Source organism: Streptomyces sp. NPDC127038, assembly GCF_042725875.1.
In the GTDB taxonomy this organism is placed as follows: Bacteria; Actinomycetota; Actinomycetes; order Streptomycetales; family Streptomycetaceae; genus Streptomyces.
The window spans coordinates 64666-83150 of sequence record NZ_JBHXDQ010000040.1 but is presented as its reverse complement, the minus strand read 5'-3'; the positions used below and the strand labels follow the sequence as shown (position 1 = coordinate 83150).

Genomic DNA, 18485 nt, shown 5'->3' with positions numbered 1-18485 from the left:
GGCCCCCTACGCTCAAGGACGGCTCCCCGACACCACCGCGGCGGCGGCACACCCCCCCCCCCCCCCCCGGGCCCCCCCCCCCCCCCCCGGCCCCGGGGGGGGGGACGTGGTGGGGGGGCCCCCGGGGGGCCGGGGGCCCCCCCCCAGTCACTTAAGGACGGTGTCCGTCAGCCCTTGGCGGTGCACTTGGGCAGGTCGGAGGTCCGGCCGGCGCTGATGTCCTTGAGGGCCTTCATCGCGTCGTCGATGGTGCCGACCTTGACGAGCCTGAGCCCGTCGGGGGTGTCCTTCGCGGCCTCGGCGCAGTTGTCCTTGGGCGTCAGGAAGTACTCGGCGCCCTTGCTGCGCGCGCCGACGGTCTTCATGTCGATGCCGCCGATCGGACCGACCTTGCCGTTGTCGTCGATGGTGCCGGTGCCGGCCACGAACTTGCCTCCGGTGAGGTTCCCCGGGGTGAGCTTGTCCACGATGCCGAGCGAGAACATCAGACCCGCGCTCGGGCCGCCGACGTCGGCGAGCTTGATGTCGATGGTGAACGGGAAGGTGTGGTCGGTCCCGGCCGAGATCCCGACGATGGCCCGGTCGGTGCCGCCGTCGTCGGACTTGACCGTGGTGATCGTCACCTTCTTGGTCGCGGTCGCCGTGGTGTGGTCCTTCACGGCGGCGGCCTGCTCCTTGGCGGGGACGATCGTGAACACGACCTTCTCGCCGGGCTTGTGCTTGGTGACGAGCTTCGCGACGTCGTCGGGCGCCTTCACGACCGTGCCGTCGACGGCCTTGATGACGTCACCGGCGTGCAGCCGGCCCTCGGACGGGGAGCCCTTGACGACGGTGGAGACGATCACCCAGGACTTCACCGGGATGCCGAGCTCCTTGAGGGCCGACACCTTGGCGCTCTCCTGGGACTGGCTGAACTCCTCGGCGTTCTCCTGCGTCGACTGCTGCTCGGTCTTGCCGTCCGGGTACAGCGTGTCGTGCGGCACGATCTTGCTGTCGTGCGCCAGCCAGCCGTACACGGCCTCGACGAGGTTCATGTTGTAGTCGGCGCTCGTGACCCGGACCGTGGTCATGTTCAGGTTTCCGGTCGTCGGGTACGTCTTGCGGCCCGAGATCTGCAGCACCGGCTCGCCGTCGTGGTCACCCAGCGTGTTCACCGTGGGACCCGGTGACATCTCCGAGTACGGCACTTTGATGAACACTCCCGCGCACAGGAGCGCGATCAGGATCAGAGTGGAGGCGAGCATCGTCGCGGTGCGGCGTGGCATGGAACGACAGTACGGGACAGTGCTGTAAGCGCACCGTCGGGGCCGTCCGTACGTGGTGGGTCCGGAGACCGCCCGAACGGCACGAATGCCGTGTTCCGGGCGGTCGTCCGAAGCGTTCGGCAAGAGCGTGGGCCACCGGGGGCCGGAAGCGGTCCGTCGAACGCCCGGACGACGCGTCGCGCCGGGCGTGGGGACGGACCGCGGACCTCAGACCGCGTCGGAGTGGGATTTCTCCCGGACGTCGGTCCGTTCCATGGCCTCACGGAAGCGGGTGTAGCCGGCGAGCTCGACTCCGTCTCCCGCGGCCTTGCGATTCCGGCCGGCCCAACCGCCCCACAGACTGGCACCGATCGCGGCGATCAGCGGAATCAGCAACCAGGCAAGCGCCGCCATGTCGACCTCCCATCCCCATGAGCGACCGCAACTGACTGATCAGCAGATTTGACATCTGCACTGTTCAGCAGATTAACCATCCGCACTGTCAACGCTCACGGCAGGGCCCGGGTTACGCAACCGGACGGTGGTGAGAAGTCGGTCAGCCCCCGGTAAGCCTCCGGTGCCGGCCGATCCCGCAGGTCTCAGCAGGCGCCGACCCATTCCTGGGTGCCGTCGGAGAACGTCTGGTGCTTCCAGATCGGCACCTCGTGCTTGAGGTCGTCGATGAGCATGCGGCAGGCCTCGAAGGCCTCGCCCCGGTGCGGGCACGACACGGCGACGATCACGGCCAGGTCCCCGACCCGCAGGTCGCCGACCCGGTGCACGGCGGCCAGCGCCCGCACGGGGTAGGCGGCGGCCACCTTCTCGGCGACCCGGCGCATCTCCGCCTCCGCGGTGGGGTGGGACGAGTACCCGAGCGCGTCCACGTCGGCGCCCCCGTCGTGGTTGCGTACGGTCCCCACGAACAGCGCGGTCCCTCCGGCGGCGTCGTCCCCGACGGCCTTGAAGACCTCGTCCAGGGAGAGCGGTTCGTCGCGGATCGCGAGCAGCCGGACCGGATCCTGAGCGGCCCGCTCACCGGGGTGGTCGTAGGTAGGTGCCATGCCCCCATCGTGCCGTACCCCGCCGAACCCCTGGAATACGGCTTTCACCCGGCACGCGCGCGTACGGCTTGGAGCCTCCTCCAGAACCCCCGGGCGTGTCGTCGGTACAGGGGAGCCACGCGGCGTGCCGTGGCGCACGGGCCGTGGCGCGGGCGGCACCGTGGCGCGGGGGCCCACGGGGCGCACGCGGGGGGCCGTACGAGGGAGCCACTCGGCGCGCCGTGGCGCACGGGCCGGGGCGCGGGCGGCGGCGTCGCACGCGGGCCCGCGGGGCGCCGTACGGGCGTGTCGGTGCGAGCGGCCCGCTCGGTGGGGGCGCAGGCCGCGGAGCGCATGGGCGCCGTGGGCCGCGGGCCGGCAGGGCGCAGGCTGGCAAGGCGAAGGCGGCTCGGGACCGCGTCGCCCGGCACGGCCCTGGTGCCCGCCCTGGGGCCAGACCTGATGCCCGACCGGGGGCCGCGGCGGAGGGCGGCAGGGCGCGGCCCGGGTCAGAACCTCCGGCGGGCCTTCCTGGCCCGGCGGACCACGGCCGCCGCGCCCAGCAGGGCCACCGTCGCGCCCGCCGCACCCGCCGCGGTCGCGTCCTTGCGGCCAAGTCGCCGGCCGGCCACCGTGTGCCGCCCCGCGACCTCCTCCAGCAGCTCCGCCAGGACCTCCTCGTTGGTCCAGCGCGGCCGCCATCCGGCGTCGTGCAGCCGGCTCCCGCTGATCACCCAGGGGTACATCGTGTAGGCGAGGTCACCGGCGGGCGAAGGAGTGAGCCCGATCCGGTGGAGGCGGGCGGCGGCGCCCAGCGCGACCGCGGAGGGCAGCTCCATCCGCCGGATCCCGCTCAGCTCCTCGACCTCCTCCTGCTCCAGCCACCCGTCGCACCCGACGGCCAGCTCGCCCTCGACCTTCTCGACGACCGCGTACTCCAGGGCGGCGCACAGGTCCTCGACGTGACAGAACTGCCAGGCCGGCCTCGATCCCGCCACCACGAGCAGCCGGGGAGACTCGAAATACCTGGTCAGCGCGGTGTCCGTACCGCCGCCCACGAGGACCGCGGGCCGTACGACGGTCACGTTCAGACCAGGGTGCGCGCGCGGCGCCCGGCGCGCGAGCCGCTCGATCTCCAGCAGGTCGCCGACACCCGTCGCCTCGGCCGTCGCCCGCAGCTCGGCGTCCTCCGACAGCGGCAGCTCGTTGTCGGGCAGCGCTCCGTAGACCATCGCCGAGGTGCACAGCACGACCCGGTGGACCCCGGCCGCCGCGGCGGCGGTGAGCACGGTCTGCGTCCCCCGGACGTTGTAGGCGGTCCGGGCCGCCGCGTCCGTCTCCAGATCGAGGTCGAGCGCCAGATGGACCACGACGTCCGCTCCGCGCAGCTTCTCGGCGATCGCCGGGTCCCGGACGTCCAGGATGTGCCACTGGGCGTCGGCGCAGTCCCCGCGCCGCTCGTCGATGGCGACGACCTGCTTGATCTCCTCGCTGGCGGCCAGCCGCTCGGTGAGCAGCGCCCCCACACCGCCCGCGGCGCCGGTGACCGCGACGACGGGGCCGCGCGGGGCTGGGCTGGTTGAGTGGTTTCGCGCTGCGCGAACCTGCGGATCTGGGGAACTCACCGGGCGTCTCCAGCGGTTGTCTTCAGTAACGGGCGCGTGTGACGCGCCCCTACCAGGTGGCATCCATCCTGCCGCAGGCGACGAGTCGGCGAAGCACCGAGGCCCGATCGGGTTCAGGTGTCTACGCTGGGTGGTGTTGTGGGCAGCCGCCGTCGGAACGAACCGGCGGCCTTACCAGCCGAGGAATCCCGTGAGTGACACCCCATTCGGATTCGGCCTTCCGCCGGAGGAGCCGGACAACGGCGACGAGGGCAAGAAGAAGGACCAGCAGGGCGGCGGTGGTCAGGGACCGTTCGGTTTCGGGCTGCCCGGAGCCGGTGGCCCCGGCGCCGACAATCCGCTCGCAGCCATGTTCGGTTCGATGAACCCCAACGACCTGGGCGCCGCGTTCCAGCAGCTGGGGCAGATGCTCTCGTACGAGGGCGGACCGGTGAACTGGGACATGGCCAAGCAGATCGCCCGGCAGACGGTCGCCCAGGGCACCTCTGACGGCACCAAGGACGCGAGCGTCGGCCACGCCGAGAAGCTCGCCGTCGAGGAAGCCGTCCGTCTGGCCGATCTGTGGCTGGACGACGCGACGTCCCTGCCGTCCGGTGCCGCCTCCGCCCTGGCCTGGAGCCGGGCGGAGTGGGTCGAGGCGACCCTTCCCGTCTGGAAGGAGCTCGTCGACCCGGTCGCCGAGCGGGTCGGCGCGGCCATGGGCGATGTCCTGCCCGAGGAGATGCAGGCCATGGCGGGCCCGCTGATCGGCATGATGCGCTCCATGGGCGGCGCCATGTTCGGTACGCAGATCGGCCAGGCCGTGGGCGTGCTCGCGGGCGAGGTCGTCGGCTCGACCGACATCGGTCTGCCGCTCGGCCCGGTCGGCAAGGCCGCGCTGCTGCCGCTGAACATCGCGTCCTTCGGCAAGGACCTGAGCGTCCCCCAGGAGGAGGTGCGGCTCTACCTCGCCCTGCGCGAGGCCGCCCACCAGCGTCTGTTCGCCCACGTGCCGTGGCTGCGCTCGCACCTGTTCGGCGCGGTCGAGGGCTACGCGCGCGGGATCAAGGTCGACACCGCGAAGCTGGAGGACGTGGTCGGCCAGTTCGACCCGCAGAACCCCGAGGAGCTCCAGCAGGCGCTCCAGCAGGGCATGTTCCAGCCGGAGGACACGCCGGAGCAGAAGGCCGCGCTGGCCCGCCTGGAGACGGCGCTCGCGCTGGTCGAGGGCTGGGTGGACGCGGTCGTGCACTCGGCGGCCAAGCCGCGGCTCTCCTCGGCCGACGCGCTGCGCGAGACGCTGCGCCGCCGCCGCGCCACGGGCGGCCCCGCCGAGCAGACGTTCGCCACCCTGATCGGTCTGGAGCTGCGCCCGCGCCGGCTGCGCGACGCCTCCCGTCTGTGGGCCTCGCTCACCGACGCGCGCGGCGTGGACGGCCGGGACGGTCTGTGGGCCCACCCGGACATGCTGCCGACCGCCTCCGACCTGGACGACCCGGACGGCTTCGTGCACCGCGAGCACATGGACTTCTCCGAGCTCGACAAGATGCTCGGCGAGGCCGCGAGCGGCACCGCGGAGAAGCCCAACCTGAAGAAGGACGACTCCGGGGACGCCGGGGACTCCGGCAAGGGCGACGGCGCCGAGTGAGCCTGCACGACGACGCGGTCCTCGTACTGAAGGGGTACGAGGGCCAGGAAGAGCTGCGCCAGGTCTATCTGGACCACCTGTCCGAGCACCCGGACGGGATGTGGAAGGCCTGCCACGCCGGACACGTCACGGCGAGCGCCCTGGTGATCGACCCGTCACGCGGGCGTGTCCTGCTGACGCTGCACCGCAAGCTGCGGATGTGGCTCCAGATGGGCGGGCACTGCGAGCCGGGCGACGCGACGCTGGCCGCGGCCGCCCTGCGCGAGGCGACGGAGGAGTCGGGTGTCGCGGGTCTGACCCTGCTGCCGGGCGGCCCCGTGACGCTGGACCGGCACGCCATCCCGGCGCCCTGCCACTGGCATCTCGACGTCCAGTACGCGGCGATCGCCCCGGCCGACGCCGTCGAGGCCATCAGCGACGAGTCCCTCGACCTGCGGTGGTTCGCCTACGACGAGGTCGCCGAGGTGGCCGACGACTCGGTCGTACGACTTCTGGAGGCGGCCCGCGCCCGGCTGTGACCGCCGCGAAGGGCACCCGCGTGCCGCGAGGCACACCGGCGCACCCGGCCGGGCACCCACGTGTCACGTGAGACCCCGAGGTGTGAGTCGCGTGGGACCCGACGTGTACGTCGCGTGGGACCCGACGGGTAAGGGGCGACCGCCATGGACGGTCGCCCCTTACCCGTGCCCGGCGGACCGGCGTACCCCGTGCCACTGCTCACGGGACCGCCGTGGTCCGTACGGCGTGCCGGTCAGCTCCAGACGTTGCCCTGGTTCTGCGCGTGCACGCCCTGCTGGCCCATGCCGTACTGGGCGCGCAGCCCCTGCCCGATCACCGCGTTCTGCGGCGGCAGCAGCTCACTGGGCTGCACGAGCGCGTAGCCGCTGCCCATGAAGCTGAGCTCCCAGCCCTCACCCGTGTTGCCGCGGCGCCGCCACACTCCCGAGGAGTGGGTCTGCGCCTGCATCTGCACGCGCAGACCGGTGGACCAGGCGACGATCGCGTCGGCGTCGCAGTTGACGTACTTGTCCGGGGTGACCTGCATCATCAGCGGCGACCCGGAGGTCACCAGCGCGACCTTGCCGCGCCCGGTGATGTTGAGCTGGTACTTGCCGGAGCCGGAGATGCCGTACTGGCTGTCCACGGCGATGACCTCGTGGTGCAGCCCGGAGTCCATCGCCAGCACATAGCTGCTGTCGACGGTGAGACCGTCCTGCTCGACGTCGAGGATGTGCACGTGCTGGCCGAGGTTGGCGAGGTAGACCGTGCCCTGCCCGTGGCAGCGCATCAGGTCGAGGCCCTCACCGGTGTACGCGCGCGAGCGGTGCTGGCTGCTGTTCTGGTACTCGGCGTCGAACTCGACGAGGCCCTGGTACGCGACCATGGTGCCCTTGCGGGCCAGGATGTCGTCGTGGCCCTCCAGGACGACGCGCAGCAGCTGCGCGTTCTGGAGGCTGTAGCGGTCCTGGGTCTGCTGCTCGTTGTAGCCGAAAAGCGGGCTCTGCATGATGTCCTGCTCCCCCTCAGCCCCGGAACCGGAGGCGGTCGGTGCTGTCCTCGCTGGGCTGGACGACGACGATGCCCTGCCCGGAGAACGCCATCTGGAACGCCTCGCCGCTGCCGCGGCCGATCAGCGACTGCGCCTTGAAGCTGCGCTTGCCCTTCACCTTGAGGTTCGGGGACCAGGCGACGAGCGCGTCCGGGTCGACGTACGTCTCGTCCTCACCGCCGCCGCAGTCGACGACGATCGGGGTGCCGCGGGAGGTCAGCGCGACCCAGCCCTGACCGGAGATCTTGGTGTTCCACAGACCCTGTCCGGCGAACTTGGCGAGCCCCTTGACCCGCTCGACGCCCCAGGTGAGGTGGGCGTCGAAGGCGAGCAGATTGGTCGCGTTGACGGAGATCGCGTCCCCGTTGAGGTTGATGACGACGACGTTCGCCCCGTAGTCGGCGAGGTAGAGCAGACCGTCGCCGGAGCACTTCATGAGGGGTGCGCCCTCGCCGGTCATCCAGTCGCGGGCGATCTGGCGCACGGCGGGCGGGTTGGGCTCGTACTGCACGAACCCCTCGTAGGCGACCATCGACCCCACGCGCGCGAGGAGGTCGTTTCCGGTCTGCATGGCGACCTTCAGCATGTGACTGCCGTGGTTCTCCATGCGCGCGGTGACGGGTGCAGGGGCGAAGCCCGCGAGTGGCTGGTTCATGACGGGCTCCCTCAGACCTCGTACGGCTGGACGACGACGAAATTGCCGGGCGCGGCGCGGAACTGGAGGTTCACGCTCTCGCCGGTGTCGCCGGCGTAGGCGTTGCGGCGCATCCTGACCTGGCTGGACACGATCACCTGCGCGGCGGCGGACCAGGCGACGACGGCGTTGCAGTCGGCGAACGTCGTGGGGGTCACCGGCAGGACGACCGGGACGCCGTGCGTCTTGACGACGATGGTCCCCGTCCCCTGGAACTGCATCGTGAACAGCGCGCCCCCGGGGATGCCGTGTCCCTCGATGCGGCGCACCTCGTACTGGAGGGACTCGTCGAAGGCGAGGACGTTCTCCGCGGAGACGCAGATCGCGTCGCCCTGGAGCTCGATGGGGTGCACGTCGGTGGCGTTCTCGGCGAAGAACACCTGGCCCTGGCCGGTGCAGCGCATCAGCTGCATCTCCTGGCCGGTCACGTTGCCGACGAGCCGGCCCGCGAAACCGGCGCCCTTGTAGCTGAAGTCGACCTTGCCCTGGTAGAGCACCATGCTGCCCTGGCGGGCCAGTACCGGCTGGCCGCCGACGCCGAGGTCGGCGCGGATGAGCTTCTTGTTCTGAAGGGTCCACCGCTGTCCGGTGGGCGTCTCCTTGAAGGCTCCCAGCGCGGCGGTCACACCGGCCCCGGCCTGCGGGGCGCCCTGCGGCGCGCCGTAGGGGGACGGGGCGCCGGGCTGGCCCGGGTACTGCCCGGGCACCTGTCCGTACTGCGGCTGCTGGCCGTATCCGGGAGGTGCCGTCGGGGGCTGCTGACCGTAGCCGGGGGGCGCGGCCGGTGCCTGCTGGCCATAGCCGGGCGGCTGCTGGCCGTAGCCGGGAGGCTGCCCGTAGGGCGCGGGTCCGGGCGGCGGGACCGCGCCGGGCGGCGGGGTGTGCAGCGGGGCCACGATCGTCGGCGCGCCGTGCACCGAGGGCGCGGGCATCGGTGCGTGCGGGGTGGCGCCGGGGGGCGGCGCGAAGCCCTGCGCGGGCGCCGGGGCGGGTGCCTGCGGCGCGCCGAACGAGGGCGCGGGGGCGGCCTGGGCGGGCGGGGCGAACGACGGCGCGGCACCGGGCTGCGGCTGCGGGGCGGCGGGCGCCTCCTCGGCGACCTCGCCGCCGAAGTTCTTCAGCAGCGCTTCGAGGCCGCCGTCGAAGCCCTGTCCCACCGCGGCGAAGCGCCAGACGTCCTTGAGGTAGAAATCGCCCAGCATCACGGCGCGTTCGGTGGAGAACTCGGCACCGCTGAACGCGTACCGGGCAACTTCCTCACCGCCCGCGACGACGCGGAGGTATCCGGGGGCGATCTGCGACATCTGTCCGGCGCCGTCGATCGTCGCCGTGAACGACAGCTTCTGGATCTGCGCCGGAATGCGGTCGAGGGTGACCCGGAAGGACTCCGTGTCGCCCGACTGCGCGCCGAGCAGCTGGATGGACTCCTCGGGGGACTTCGGCTGGTTGAAGAAGACGAAGTACCGGTCGTCCGACAGCCGTTCGTCGGCGTCCAGGCCGAAGCAGCTGATGTCGAAGGTGAGTCCGGGGCCGGTGATCTGTACGCCTACGTACAGATCCGTGCCCGCGGTGAGGTCACTGATCCTGGCCTTGTGGCCGCGTTGGAATTCCCTGGCCATGCGTAACGACCGTCCCCCATCCCGATGCGAGTGCGTCGCGCCAGGCTAACGGCAAAGTCCGGAAGTGGACGAAGCCGGTGCAGACCCGGTACACAATCACACCCCCGGCGGGACGGGCCGGCCGCTACTCGTCGCGCGCCGCCGGAAGGTGGGGCAGCCGGTCCGCGGCGACGACTCCCTCGAGATAGCCGCGGGCGCGCTCGGTACGCGGGTAGGCCTCCAGGAGCCGCCAGAAACGGGGCCCGTGACCCGGTACGAGCAGATGGGCGAGCTCGTGGAGCAGGACGTAGTCCACGACGTACTCGGGCATTCCCTGCAACCGGTGCGACAGGCGGATGCTGCCCTCGGCGGGGGTGCAGGAGCCCCAGCGGGTGTTCTGGTTGGTGACCCAGCGGACCGACGAGGGCCGCGCCCGGCCGTCGAAGTAGTGGTCCGACAGCTGCTCGGCGCGTTCGGCCAGTTCGGTGTCGCCGAGCACCCGCCGGCTCTCCTGGGCGGCCAGTTTGTCGAGCATGACGGTCACCCAGCGCTTCTCCTCCGCCTCGGACATCCGGGCGGGGATGAGCACGACGGTGCGGTCGCCCTCTCGGTACGCGGAGACCGTTCTGCGCCGTCGGGCGCTCCTGCGGACCTCGATCGCGCTCGCTCCCGAACCGCTCGGCGGCGGGCTCGTCGTGCTGCGCTGGGAGGTCGCGGCGCTGTGCGGTGGGTCGGCGGGCACGGCCCCGACGTTACCTGCTGCACACGGGGGAAGTCCCGCCCCCGGGACGGTTCGATGCCGATCCGCACTCTGCCCGTCCGATTCGTACGACGAACGGTGTCATCTGTGGACAACTTCCGGCGGGGTCCGGCGGGCACGGGCATGCTGGCATCCGGTCCGCGCTGCGGGATTGCACCGCGGACATACGGGGACGTACCGAAGGTCTACGGGGGTAGGTCATGCATCCGATCGTGAAGCCGGCGCTGCGGCGCGGCTGGCGGGATCTCAACACCGTGCAGTTCGGGATGACACCCGCGCACGCGATGGTGCTGGGCCCGATGGACACGGCGACGGGCAGCTTCCTCGAACTGCTCGACGGGACACGCGGGATGCCGCTGCTGCGCGAGCAGGGGCGGGAGATGGGACTGCCCGACGGCCATGTCGACGGACTGGTGGACCGGCTTGCCGGGTCCGGTCTCGTCGACGACACCACGGGAGGCGGCCCGGCCGCGGACGCCCTGCGGAAGCGGAAGGAGGTCATGGACCGGCTGCGCCCGGACCTCGCCTCCCTCTCGCTGGTGGCCCGGGAGCCGGGCGGGGCGGTCGGACGGCTGGCGGCGCGGCGCCGCCTGCGCGTGCAGGTGCGGGGCGCCGGGCGGGTGGGAGCCGTGCTGGCCGCGCTGCTCGCCGGCGCGGGTGTGGGCGAGGTCGAGGTGCGTGACGTCGGCCGTGTCGAGCCGTGGGACGTGGCGCCGGGCGGGCTCGCCGTCGAGTCGATCGGCGAGCGCCGGGAGGACGCGGCCCGGCGTGCGGTGCGCCGGGCCGCCCCGGACCGTCCGCCCCGGGTACCGGCCCGCAGAGGGGCGGGGGAAGACACGCGCGGAGTGTCCCTCGTGGTCCTCGCGCCCCGGGACGGTCTCGCCGTCCACGCGCCGGACCCGCTGTCGGCCGAGGGCCTGATCTCCTCGGGGACACCCCATCTGTACGCGGGGGTCGTGGAGGCGACCGGAGTCGTGGGCCCGCTGGTCCTGCCGGGCGAGACCGGCTGCGCGGGCTGTCTGGACCAGTGGCGCACCGATGTCGATCCGGCCTGGCCGCGGCTGGTCGCGCAGTGGCGGTCCGGGCGGCAGCGCAAGGTGGCCGCGTGCGATCTCGCTCTGGCCGCGGCGGTCGCCGGACTGGCCGCGAGCCACGCGCTCTCCTTCCTGGACGGGGATCAGCCCGTCGGCGCGGGGACCCGCTGGGAGGCGTCACTGCCGGGCTGCGTGTGGCGTGCGACACCGGTGCGGGCGCATCCCGCCTGCTCCTGCGGCACCGCGAGGAAAACAAATGGTGAGGGGACCCCCGAGGACGGCGAAGCACACGAGACAATGGCAGGGCGACAGCCGCACGCGGCACAGCTTGCTGGGACCTGGAGGGCGCATGTCTGATCTTCCCCGGAAGGCAGTCACCCGGACTGCCAAACTGGCCGCGCTGCCCCTGGGCTTCGCCGGGCGGGCGACCTGGGGACTCGGGAAGCGGATCGGCGGGAAGTCGGCGGAGATCGTGGGCCGGGAACTCCAGCAGCGCACCGCCGAGCAGCTCTTCAAGGTCCTCGGGGAGCTGAAGGGCGGCGCGATGAAGTTCGGGCAGGCACTGTCCGTGTTCGAGTCGGCACTGCCCGAGGAGATCGCCGGTCCCTATCGCGCGGCTCTGACGAAACTCCAGGACGCGGCGCCTCCCATGCCGACGCGCACGGTCCACTCCGTGCTGGAGGAACGGCTCGGGGCGGACTGGTCCGAGCTGTTCGTGGAGTTCGAGGACAAGCCGTCGGCGGCGGCGTCGATCGGCCAGGTGCACCGGGCGGTGTGGCACGACGGCCGTGAGGTCGCCGTCAAGGTGCAGTATCCGGGCGCGGGCGAGGCCCTTCTGTCCGACCTGACCCAACTCAGCCGCTTCGCACGCCTGCTGGGACCCCTGATCCCCGGCATGGACATCAAGCCGCTGATCACGGAGCTGCGCGACCGGGTCTCCGAGGAGCTCGACTACGCCCTTGAGGCGCAGGCTCAGGCCGCGCACGCCGAGGAGTTCGCGGACGATCCGGACGTGCTGGTGCCCGCGGTGGTCCACCAGTGCGAGCAGGTCCTGGTGACGGAGTGGATGGACGGGGTGCCCCTGTCCGAGGTGATCAACGACGGCACCCCGGAACAGCGGGACCGCGCCGGCCAGTTGCTGGCCCGCTTCCTCTTCTCGGGCCCGGCCCGCACGGGCCTGCTGCACGCCGATCCGCATCCGGGCAACTTCCGTCTGCTGCCCGACGAGAAGGGCGGCTGGCGGCTGGGCGTCCTGGACTTCGGCACGGTGGACCGGCTGCCGGGCGGTCTGCCCCAGCCGATCGGCGACTCGCTGCGGATGACGCTGGACGGCGACGCCGAGTCGGTCTACGAACTGCTCCGCGAGGAGGGCTTCGTCAGGGAGTCGATAGACCTCGAACCCGACGCGGTCCTGGACTATCTGCTGCCGATCATCGAGCCGGCCGAGGTGGACGAGTTCACCTTCACCCGGAACTGGATGCGCAGTCAGGCGGCCCGGATCGCCGATCCGCGTTCCCCCGCCCACCAGTTGGGCAGGCAGTTGAACCTGCCGCCCTCGTATCTCCTCATACACCGGGTGACCCTGAGCACCATAGGTGTCCTGTGCCAGCTCGGCGCGACGGTCCGTCTGCGCGACGAACTGGAGGAGTGGCTGCCGGGATTCGTCCCGGAAGAGGAGCTGGAGGACGGGGAGTTGGAGGACGGGGAGTTGGACGAAGAGGTGTCGGCCGCCGAGGCGTGAGCCCGCGTCACGGACAGGACCGCAGGCCCGTGGCCTCTCCCAACCCGCCTACCACCAGGGCGAGTCGAGGCGGCCCTCGATCGATCTGAGGTTGTCGCGGGCGCAGTTGTCGCAGAAGTAGCGGCGGGCGCCGTTCTCGACGGAACAGGTCCACGTCGGCCGGGGGCCCGGGGCCGTGGTGCCGCAGCGGGCGCACACGATCTTCTCGGCCTCGTCCGCGTCGGACCCGGGTGCGGGGCCATCGCTGTCACTGTCTTCGGGAAGACTCGTCACCCTGGCGACGATATCTCCGCGTCCCGCGGTTCGCGCGCCGCAACGCACCGCGGGGGCCGGTCCGTCCGGACCGGCCCCCGCGAGGGTCACTTCCTGTCACTGCTGCGACTGCAACGGCTGCTACGGCTGGGTGCGCCGATTACTGCATGACCGCCATGGCCAGCGCGCGCCGGGCTCGCATCGAGGCGCGCTCGGCCCGGCGCTGCATGCGGCGAGCGGTCGCCAGGCGCACGGCCTGACGTTCCCGCTCGGCCTGGTGCAGTCGCTCGTGCATATGCGCACGAGCCAGGGCTTCTGGGATGAGTTGCATCTCTCGGGTCCTGTTCTGACGCGAGTCGGTCGCGCCGGTGGTGGAGAAGTCTGTGGTCGCGGAGCCTGCGGGCTCGCTCGTGGACGGCTTCATCGGGGCCTGCTTCTTGGGGTCGTGCGTCAGGGGGCGGTCGATCGTTCCTCGGATGTTCATGCCGCGACCGGGTTCTTGCGCGGGCGGCCACGCGGCCGCTTGCGGGCCACGACGACACCCTGGACGAAGAGCTCGCCACCCCAGACGCCCCAGGGCTCACGCCGCTCCTTGGCGCCGGCGAGGCAGGCCTCCATCAGCGGGCAGGTGCGGCAGAGAGACTTGGCGTACTCGACATCGGCCGGCGACTCGGCGAAGAAGACCTCCGGGTCGTAGGAACGGCAGGGGACGGGTACGCCGAGGTTCTCGATGGCGTCGTCGAGCGCGGTGAGCGCAGTGAGCGGGATCAAGGTGGAGTCCTCCGTGAGGCCGGGCGGGGGGATCGTTTCGGAAGGCGGTACGGACGGGGCGTGCGCTTCGAGTTGCACGGTTCGTCTTCCTCGTCTGGTCGTGCCGGCCTGGGTCGGCCGGTTGGCGGCTGGTACCGGGTCTTTTCTTGTCCCGAGGCCCCTTCGCTCTGCCGTCCCCGGTCGGGGACAAACAGAAGGGCCGCGGATCCCGGGTGGGGTTCCGCGGCCCTGAAGGCGCCGGCCTGATGGTGGATCAGGCTGGATCACTCCAGGGTTCAGGCCCACGGAAGGCCCACATCGTGTGGTGCTGCTGCGTCTGCTTCAGGGATCCGGCACCGGCTGCCGCAAAGGCATAGGCATGTGCTTCAGCCACTACTGCCGTTTCCAGTGCCTGGATCGGTCGCTCATTGCGCTCACGGACGGGAAGGCCCGTGAGAGACAGGGAGGACGCCGGCCGGACGGCGGTAATGCCGGACAGACCGGTGCCCAGGTTCGAGACGCCGAGCGGGCACGTGGAGACGACGACCGAGCGATCGGTCATTTTCACGGTGGTGCTGAAGCGGGTGTTGATGCTGATCACTGGAATCGCCTCCTCTCGGCGTCTTGGGGGACCGGTGCGAGCCGGTCCGACGGATATTTAAGTACAGCACGGAACCAGGGCCTTCGAGAAGGCCGCTGCTGCCGTGGTTAAGAACCTATGGGGCTTGCCCGGGCATGCGCAAACTATTTTCCCGACGAGTTTGAATCAGTTGGCCCCGTCGTCCTCGTCAAGCTCCCGACCTGCGCAGATGGCCAGAACTTCGGCTCCGAAGCGGTTGAGTTTGCGGACACCGACCCCGGGGATCCGGGCGAGCTCGCCCTCGTCGTCCGGCGCGGTCTCCGCGATCGCCATCAGCGTTCTGTCGGTGAAGACGCAGAACGCGGGCTGCCCGCTGCGTTCCGCCTGCACCGCGCGCCACTCGCGCAGCCGCTCGTACAGACCCTCGTCCATGTCGGAGGGGCAGCCGTCGCAGCGCATCAGTTTCATCTCGCCGGCGTCGGTGAGCGTGCGGCCGCAGACCCGGCAGCGGGCGGGACTGCGGCTCGTGCGCCGTACGGCGGTGACGCCGGTCCTTCCGGTGCCGCGCTCGATGCCTCCGGCGCGGGCCCCGGAACCCGCAGCGGCCGTGGCGACGGAGCCGGGGCGCAGTCCGTCGAGGAACCGGCTGGGGCGCCGGCCCGCGCGGCCTCCGGGCGAGCGGGCGAGCGCCCAGGAGACGAACAGCTGCTCTCTTGCGCGGGTGACACCGACGTAGAGGAGGCGGCGTTCCTCCTCGATCTGTTCCTCGGTCTTTGCGTAGGTGATCGGCATCATTCCCTCGGCGACCCCCACCAGGAAGACGGCGTCCCACTCCAGTCCCTTGGCGGAGTGCAGCGAGGCGAGGGTGACACCCTGCACGGTCGGGGCGTGCTGGGCGCTCGCGCGTTCGTCGAGCTCGGCCACCAGGTCGCCGAGTGTCGCGCCGGGCTTGGCGATCGCGAAGTCCTGCGCGAGGTTCACCAGGGCGGCCAGCGACTCCCAGCGTTCTCTGACCGCTCCGGAGCCGGCCGGCGGGTTGCCGGTCCAGCCCTCGCCCGAGAGGACCGCGCGGACCTGCGAGGGCAGGTCGACGACGTCGTCGAGGAGCGAGTCGTTGCCGCCGAAGCGGGCCGCCGCGCGCAGGGCGGCGCCGGCCTTGCGCACCTCGGGGCGGTCGAAGAACCGCTCGGCGCCGCGCAGCTGGTAGGGCACACCGGCGTCGGCGAGTGCCTGCTCGTAGGTCTCGGACTGGGAGTTCGTGCGGAACAGGATCGCGATCTCGCCGGCGGGGACGCCCGAGGCGATGAGGTCGCGGATGCGGCGGGCGGCACCCTCGGCCTCGGCGGGCTCGTCGGTGTACTCGGCGTAGACGGGTTCGGTGCCCGGGGGCTTCTGGGAGATCAGTTCGAGGCGGTGCTCGGCGGCCCGGCCGCGGGCCTGGGAGAGCAGGCCGTTGGCGAGGTGGACGACCTGGGGCGAGGAGCGGTAGTCGCGGACGAGCTTGACGACGGTGGCACCGGGGTGGCGGGTGCGGAAGTCGAGAAGGTGGTCCGGGGTCGCGCCGGTGAACGAGTAGATCGTCTGGCTGGCGTCGCCCACCACACAGAGGTTGTCCCGCTCCCCGAGCCACAGTTCCAGCAGGCGCTGCTGGAGCGGGCTGACGTCCTGGTACTCGTCGACGACGAAGTGCTGGTACTGGGAGCGGACCTGCTCGGCGATGTCGTGCCGGTCCTGGAGGACGGCGACCGTGAGCAGCAGGACGTCCTCGAAGTCGATGACCGCCCGGTCGCGCTTGAGGTCCTCGTACGCCGCGTAGATCTTGGCGGTCTCGGCCGGGTCCCGGGGGGCTTCGCGGCCGGCGCGGGCGGCGGCAGCGGCGTAGTCGGCGGGGATGGTCTGGGTGACCTTGCACCACTCGATCTCGCCGGTGACGTCCCGCAGCTCTCCTCGGTCGAGGCGGATGCGGCACGCGGCGGCCGCGTCCGCGACGAGCTGGATCTTGCGGTCCACCAGCCGGGGCAGGGAGCCACCGACGGCTTTCGGCCAGAAGTACTGGAGCTGGCGCAGCGCCGCGGAGTGGAAGGTGCGGGCCTGGACACCTCCGGCGCCGAGCTGGCGCAGCCGTCCGCGCATCTCCCCGGCGGCACGGTTGGTGAAGGTGACCGCGAGCACGCTGGAGGGCTGGAGGATCCCGGCGCGCACCCCGTAGGCGATGCGGTGGGTGATCGCCCGGGTCTTGCCCGTGCCGGCTCCCGCCAGCACGCACACCGGACCGTGCAGGGCGGTGGCGACCGCGCGCTGCTCGGGGTCGAGCCCGTCGAGCACCGCGTCGGCCGTGTCCGGAACCTGCGGGAAGAGGGTGGAGTGCGTTGCTGCTGTCACACAGCCATGCTGCCAGGTCGGCGGAGACGGGTGAGCCGGTTGTCCACAGGGAGACCGCTGCGATCGTACGAATGCGGCGAGCGTCACCTCCGTCGCGTCGGTGAGTGGCGTCTCCGTCGCGTGTCCGGGGGTCGCCTTTCGGCCAGGCCACGGTGCCGCGGGCCCTCCCCCGCCGCGGCTGAGGCTGTCCTCACCTGGAGTGCGCCGTGGATGCGGCGGGAATCACGTGCCGGCGGGCGGCCCGGATACCCCCCATGGGAATGGCGGCCGGGTCACCTGCGTTCCACTTGCAGCGACCAGCCACCCGCCAGCCGTGAAGGAGCGCATGAGACATGCAGGGCACTGTGACGATGTACAGCACCACGTGGTGCGGCTACTGCCGTCGGCTCAAGAGCCAGATGGACCGTGAGGGCATCGCGTACAACGAGATCAACATCGAGCAGGACCCGCAGTCCGCGGCGTTCGTCGAGAAGGCGAACGGCGGCAACCAGACCGTTCCCACGGTCCTGGTCGTCGCGGCCGGTGGCACCGAGGTCGTCATGACGAACCCGAGTCTCGCCCAGGTGAAGCAGGCCCTCACGGCCTGACCTCCCGCGCGCACGGCAATGCCCCTCCGGCGAGTTCGCCGGAGGGGCATCGTCATGTCCGGGGCACGCTCAGGGGGCGTTCCGGGTCGGCAGGGGCTTGCCGTACCAGAGCTCGATCAGGCGGGCGGCGATCGAGATCCCGTAGGGAGGCATGACCTCGCCGGACTCGAAGGCGGCCGTCAGGTCGTCCCGGGAGAACCAGCGGGCCTCGTGGATCTCCTCGCCGTCGACGTCGATCTCCGAAGAGGTGGCGCGCGCCCGGAATCCCAGCATGAGGCTGGAGGGGAACGGCCAGGGCTGGCTGGCGACGTACTCGACCTCGCCTACGGTGACGCCGACCTCCTCGAAGACCTCGCGGCGCACCGACTGCTCGATGGACTCGCCGGGCTCGACGAAGCCCGCGAGGGTGGAGAAGCGGCCTTCGGGCCAGTGCACCTGCCGGCCGAGCAGGATGCGGTCGTGGTCGTCCGTGACGGCCATGATCACGGCCGGGTCGGTGCGCGGGTAGTGCTCGGCTCCGCACGCCGGGCAGCGGCGGATGTGACCGGCCGCGGCGATGACGGTGCGCTCGCCGCAGCGGGAGCAGAAGCGGTGCAGCCGCTGCCAGTTCTCCAGCGCGACCGCGTGGACCATCAGGCCCGCGTCACGGGGGGACAGCAGCAGACCGGCCTCGCGCAGGCCCGCCGGGCGGGCGGACTGGTCGATACGGCCGGGAAGCGTGTCCTTCTGGAGCGCGAAGTAGCTCACCCCGTCGTCGTCCGTGCCCAGGAAGTAGCGGTGCGCCTCGGTGAGCGGCGCCTCGAAGGACGGCGTCATCAGCAGTTCGGTGGTGCCGTCGGCCGTCTCGTCGATGAGCACCTGACCGCCGGAGACCACGAAGACACGGGTCGTGGGGTGGCTCCAGGCCGCCGCGAGCCAGGCCTCGTCGAGACGGTGATGAGCGGCCCGGTCGATGCCGCTCGGAGCGGTCAGCGAGATGGGACGGTCGGCGCTGTGGTCGGTCCAGGTGGTCACGGATGCTT

Annotated in this window: 19 protein-coding genes; 5 read left to right on the top strand and 14 right to left on the bottom strand. The window is 71.6% G+C overall.

The features are described from left to right. Window positions 1-167 precede the first annotated feature (167 nt). From ACFWI4_RS25510 to ACFWI4_RS25495, 4 genes are all read right to left on the bottom strand, one after another. Window positions 168-1265 carry a PDZ domain-containing protein gene (locus ACFWI4_RS25510; RefSeq protein WP_387200343.1) on the bottom strand — a complete coding sequence of 366 codons (1098 nt, stop codon included), beginning with the start codon at window positions 1263-1265 and terminating at the stop codon, window positions 168-170. 207 nt (window positions 1266-1472) lie between these two features. Continuing rightward, the gene (locus tag ACFWI4_RS25505; protein ID WP_385400736.1) at window positions 1473-1658 is read right to left on the bottom strand and encodes a hypothetical protein; all 186 of its coding nucleotides are present in this window, start codon (window positions 1656-1658) and stop codon (window positions 1473-1475) included. A gap of 185 nt (window positions 1659-1843) precedes the next feature. Then, a complete protein-coding gene (locus ACFWI4_RS25500; RefSeq protein ID WP_385400733.1) occupies window positions 1844-2305 on the bottom strand; it encodes a molybdenum cofactor biosynthesis protein MoaE in 462 nt (153 codons plus the stop codon). Window positions 2306-2793: 488 nt separating this feature from the next. Further along, complete coding sequence (locus ACFWI4_RS25495) at window positions 2794-3909, bottom strand: SDR family oxidoreductase (RefSeq protein ID WP_385400731.1); 1116 nt, start codon at window positions 3907-3909, stop codon at window positions 2794-2796. 190 nt (window positions 3910-4099) lie between these two features. Between ACFWI4_RS25495 and ACFWI4_RS25490 the strand changes: the two genes are divergently transcribed. Both ACFWI4_RS25490 and ACFWI4_RS25485 read left to right on the top strand, forming a co-directional pair. Next, entirely contained in the window at window positions 4100-5536 is a 1437-nt protein-coding gene (locus ACFWI4_RS25490; protein ID WP_387200338.1) for a zinc-dependent metalloprotease, read from the top strand. Continuing rightward, window positions 5533-6054 carry an NUDIX hydrolase gene (locus ACFWI4_RS25485; RefSeq protein ID WP_387200335.1) on the top strand — a complete coding sequence of 174 codons (522 nt, stop codon included), beginning with the start codon at window positions 5533-5535 and terminating at the stop codon, window positions 6052-6054. Before ACFWI4_RS25490 ends, ACFWI4_RS25485 begins: the two co-directional genes overlap by 4 nt. Before the next feature lie 233 nt (window positions 6055-6287). Here the strand turns inward: ACFWI4_RS25485 and ACFWI4_RS25480 are convergent, their stop codons facing one another. The 4 genes from ACFWI4_RS25480 to ACFWI4_RS25465 all read right to left on the bottom strand — a co-directional run bounded on the left by ACFWI4_RS25480 (window position 6288) and on the right by ACFWI4_RS25465 (window position 10119). Then, on the bottom strand, window positions 6288-7043 hold the full coding sequence (locus ACFWI4_RS25480; RefSeq protein WP_387200332.1) for an AIM24 family protein: 756 nt from the start codon (window positions 7041-7043) through the stop codon (window positions 6288-6290). Between the two features lie 16 nt (window positions 7044-7059). After that, window positions 7060-7740 (bottom strand): AIM24 family protein, encoded by a 681-nt coding sequence (locus ACFWI4_RS25475; RefSeq protein WP_385400722.1) that lies wholly within the window; start codon window positions 7738-7740, stop codon window positions 7060-7062. An 11-nt stretch (window positions 7741-7751) separates the two neighbouring features. Further along, a complete protein-coding gene (locus tag ACFWI4_RS25470; protein WP_387200329.1) occupies window positions 7752-9398 on the bottom strand; it encodes a TerD family protein in 1647 nt (548 codons plus the stop codon). Between the two features lie 124 nt (window positions 9399-9522). After that, complete coding sequence (locus ACFWI4_RS25465) at window positions 9523-10119, bottom strand: M48 family metallopeptidase (RefSeq protein ID WP_387200326.1); 597 nt, start codon at window positions 10117-10119, stop codon at window positions 9523-9525. A gap of 218 nt (window positions 10120-10337) precedes the next feature. Between ACFWI4_RS25465 and ACFWI4_RS25460 the strand changes: the two genes are divergently transcribed. After that, window positions 10338-11528, top strand: coding sequence for a TOMM precursor leader peptide-binding protein (locus ACFWI4_RS25460; protein WP_387200323.1), 1191 nt, complete (start codon window positions 10338-10340; stop codon window positions 11526-11528). Beyond that, on the top strand, window positions 11521-12912 hold the full coding sequence (locus ACFWI4_RS25455) for an ABC1 kinase family protein (RefSeq protein WP_387200320.1): 1392 nt from the start codon (window positions 11521-11523) through the stop codon (window positions 12910-12912). The genes ACFWI4_RS25460 and ACFWI4_RS25455 overlap by 8 nt, the downstream gene beginning before the upstream one ends. A 48-nt stretch (window positions 12913-12960) precedes the next feature. Here the strand turns inward: ACFWI4_RS25455 and ACFWI4_RS25450 are convergent, their stop codons facing one another. From ACFWI4_RS25450 to ACFWI4_RS25430, 5 genes are all read right to left on the bottom strand, one after another. Next, the gene (locus ACFWI4_RS25450) at window positions 12961-13185 is read right to left on the bottom strand and encodes a hypothetical protein (protein ID WP_387200317.1); all 225 of its coding nucleotides are present in this window, start codon (window positions 13183-13185) and stop codon (window positions 12961-12963) included. Window positions 13186-13324: 139 nt separating this feature from the next. After that, window positions 13325-13648: a hypothetical protein gene (locus ACFWI4_RS25445; protein WP_387200314.1), complete on the bottom strand. Its 324-nt coding sequence runs from the start codon at window positions 13646-13648 to the stop codon at window positions 13325-13327. Then, a complete protein-coding gene (locus ACFWI4_RS25440; RefSeq protein ID WP_028802016.1) occupies window positions 13645-14013 on the bottom strand; it encodes a WhiB family transcriptional regulator in 369 nt (122 codons plus the stop codon). Before ACFWI4_RS25440 ends, ACFWI4_RS25445 begins: the two co-directional genes overlap by 4 nt. A 175-nt stretch (window positions 14014-14188) precedes the next feature. Further along, window positions 14189-14515 (bottom strand): hypothetical protein, encoded by a 327-nt coding sequence (locus ACFWI4_RS25435; RefSeq protein ID WP_387200310.1) that lies wholly within the window; start codon window positions 14513-14515, stop codon window positions 14189-14191. A 165-nt stretch (window positions 14516-14680) separates the two neighbouring features. Continuing rightward, window positions 14681-16876 carry an ATP-dependent DNA helicase UvrD2 gene (locus ACFWI4_RS25430; RefSeq protein WP_387200307.1) on the bottom strand — a complete coding sequence of 732 codons (2196 nt, stop codon included), beginning with the start codon at window positions 16874-16876 and terminating at the stop codon, window positions 14681-14683. A 332-nt stretch (window positions 16877-17208) separates the two neighbouring features. On the opposite strand from ACFWI4_RS25430, the gene ACFWI4_RS25425 reads away from it, so the two are divergent. Continuing rightward, window positions 17209-17463 (top strand): mycoredoxin, encoded by a 255-nt coding sequence (locus ACFWI4_RS25425; protein WP_387200304.1) that lies wholly within the window; start codon window positions 17209-17211, stop codon window positions 17461-17463. A 69-nt stretch (window positions 17464-17532) separates the two neighbouring features. On the opposite strand, the gene nudC is transcribed toward ACFWI4_RS25425, so the two are convergent. Continuing rightward, the gene (gene nudC, locus ACFWI4_RS25420) at window positions 17533-18477 is read right to left on the bottom strand and encodes an NAD(+) diphosphatase (RefSeq protein WP_387200301.1); all 945 of its coding nucleotides are present in this window, start codon (window positions 18475-18477) and stop codon (window positions 17533-17535) included. Window positions 18478-18485: the final 8 nt, after the last annotated feature.